The 2,773-nt window shown below is 63.0% G+C and carries 3 protein-coding genes; all 3 read left to right on the forward strand.

Features of this window, described 5'->3' with window-relative positions; genetic code table 11:
- Window positions 1-382, forward strand: a 382-nt coding sequence (locus VJ604_RS08245; protein WP_518517906.1) for an MBL fold metallo-hydrolase, incomplete at its 5' end; no start/stop codon positions are given.
- 119 nt (window positions 383-501) lie between these two features.
- Complete coding sequence (purB, locus tag VJ604_RS08250) at window positions 502-1,797, forward strand: adenylosuccinate lyase (protein WP_324081468.1); 1,296 nt, start codon at window positions 502-504, stop codon at window positions 1,795-1,797.
- Window positions 1,790-2,773, forward strand: a 984-nt coding sequence (locus VJ604_RS08255) for a mechanosensitive ion channel family protein (RefSeq protein ID WP_324081470.1), incomplete at its 3' end; no start/stop codon positions are given. The genes purB and VJ604_RS08255, both read left to right, overlap by 8 nt.

A 2,773-nucleotide genomic window follows, 5' to 3' on the forward strand; every position in this document is an offset into this window, starting at 1 on the left:
TGGCGAGGGGGGGATCGGCTTCGCCACCGACCTAGGTGTCGCCACCCGGTTGGTGCACGACAAGCTCAGGGGGTGCCGGGCGCTGGTCCTGGAGTTCAACCACGACGAGCAGATGCTCCTGGACGGCCCCTATCCCTGGCACCTCAAGCAGCGGATCCGCTCACGCCACGGGCACCTCTCCAACGCCCAGGGGGCGGCGCTGCTGGAGGAACTCTTGCACCCTGGGCTGGAGGGGGTCTTCCTCTCCCACCTCTCCGAGGTGAACAACGATCCCTCGCTGGCGCTGGCCAGCGCCCAGGGGCTTCTCAACTGCCAGCAGCTCTGCGCCCCGGCGGTCTTCGTCGGGTGCCAGCACCAGGTCGCCGGAATGCTCGACATTTGATGCCGCCCAAGGTAGTATCTATAGTTTAATGATAACCGTCGCCGGGGCAACTTCATTGAAGTTGCTCCGGTTCAGTTTAGAGAATAAATCCACAGCACAAGCTCGTAAGGGGGAAAACAGTGATTGAACGTTACAGCAGGCCGGAGATGGCCCGCATCTGGGAACCGGAGAACCGTTACCGCAAGTGGCTGGAAATCGAGATCTACGCCTGTGAGGCGCACGCCGAGATGGGGAGGATCCCCAAGGAGGCGGTCGAGCGCATCAAGGCCAAGGCCAACTTCGACGTGCCGCGCATCGACGAGATCGAGCGCACCGTAAAGCACGACGTGATCGCCTTCCTGACCTCGGTGGCCGACTACATCGGCGAGGATTCCCGCTTCGTGCACCTGGGGCTCACCTCCTCCGACGTCCTGGACACCTCCTTCGCCATGCTGCTGAAAGAGTCGGGCGAGCTGATCGTCGCCGACATCAAGAAGCTGATGGAGGTGATCAAGAAGCGCGCCTACGAGCACAAGATGACCCCGCAGATGGGGCGCTCGCACGGCATCCACGCCGAGCCGGTCACCTTCGGCCTCAAGATGGCCCTCTGGTACGACGAGATGGCCAGGAACCTGAAGAGGATGCAGGCCGCACTGGACACCATCGCCTACGGCAAGCTCTCCGGCGCGGTGGGCACCTTCGCCAACATCGACCCGCAGGTCGAAGAGTACGTCTGCAAGAAGGCGGGACTCAAACCCGCTCCCTGCTCCACCCAGGTGCTGCAGCGCGACCGCCACGCCGAGTACTTCTCCGCCCTGGCCATCGTGGCCTCCTCCATCGAGAAGTTCGCCGTGGAGATCAGGCACCTGCAGCGTACCGAGGTGCTGGAAGCCGAGGAGTTCTTCTCCAAGGGGCAGAAGGGCTCCTCCGCCATGCCGCACAAGCGTAACCCGGTGCTCTCCGAGAACCTGACCGGCCTGGCCCGCCTGATCCGCGGCTACGCCGTCTCCGCCATGGAAAACGTGGCCCTCTGGCACGAGCGCGACATCTCCCACTCCTCGGTGGAACGCATCATCGGCCCGGACGCCACCATCCTGATGGACTTCATGCTCAACCGCGCCATCGGCCTGATCGAGAACCTGGTGGTCTACCCGGAAAACATGATGCGCAACCTGAACCAGATGCGCGGCCTGATCTTCTCCCAGCGCGTGCTTCTGAAGCTGGCCGAGGCGGGCGCCTCCCGCGAGAAGGCCTACGCCCTGGTGCAGAGAAACGCCATGAAGGTATGGGAAGAAGGTAAGGACTTCCAGACCGAGCTGTTGAACGACGCCGAAGTGACCGGCTTCCTCCCCGCCGAGGAGATCAAGGAAGCGTTCGACCTCGGCTATCACATGAAACACGTGGACACCATCTTCACGAGGGTCTTTGGTGGATAACTTCCTTTCCAACTTCCTCTCCTATCTGGCGCCGGACGAGGGGGACGTCTTCTTCCTCTTCTGGGCCAAGCAGGCGCTCATCTCGGTAGCGATCCTGGTCGTCTTCTACCTGCTCTCCAAGCTGCTCCGGCTCGTGCTGGCGCGGCTTGGCGTCAGGTACACCGCGGTCTCCGGCCACGACCTCGTCGAACGGATGCTGCAGCGGATCTCCGAGCCCGCCGCGCTTTTGACCAACTGCGCGGGCCTCTACCTGATGATCAGGCGGCTGCCGCTCCCCGAGCGTCTGCCGGCCATCGCCGCCGGCGTGGTCTTCATCGTCAACGTCGGCATCGTCACCAACATCATCAACCGGGTGCTGGACGAACTGCTTACCCGTTACAGCGGCCGGCTGAGCCCGGACATGAGCCGCCAGCTGATCCCGCTGGTGCAGAAGCTCTGCGCCATCTTCCTGTTCGGCACCGCGCTGGTCATCACCCTCAAACATTTCAACTACGACATCCTCTCGCTGGTCACTGCGCTGGGTGTCGGCTCGCTGGCCATAGGTCTGGCCGCCAAGGACACCCTCGCCAACATGATCTCCGGCTTCACGCTGATGATCGATCGCCCCTTCAGGATCGGCGACCGGATCTCCTTGGGCGGGCAGATCGGGGACGTGATCGACGTCGGCCTTAGAAGCACCAAGATCAAGAGCGGCGACAACACCTTCATGGTGGTTCCCAACTCAGAGCTGTGCAACTCCACCGTGGTCAACATGGCCTTCCCGGACAGCCGGGTGACCGGCCGGATCAACGTTCAGGTCTCCTACGGGACCGACGTGGAGAACGCCAAGCTGGTGCTGACCGGTGCCGCGGCAGCGGTTCCCGGCGTGCTCACCGACCCCGCACCCCAGGCCTACTTTACCAATTTCGGCGAGAACGGGCTGAACCTCGCCCTCATCTTCTGGGTCCCCGACTACACCCAGCTTTTCTCCATCACC

The organism is Geomonas sp., from assembly GCF_035254065.1.
GTDB lineage: Bacteria > Desulfobacterota > Desulfuromonadia > Geobacterales > Geobacteraceae > Geomonas.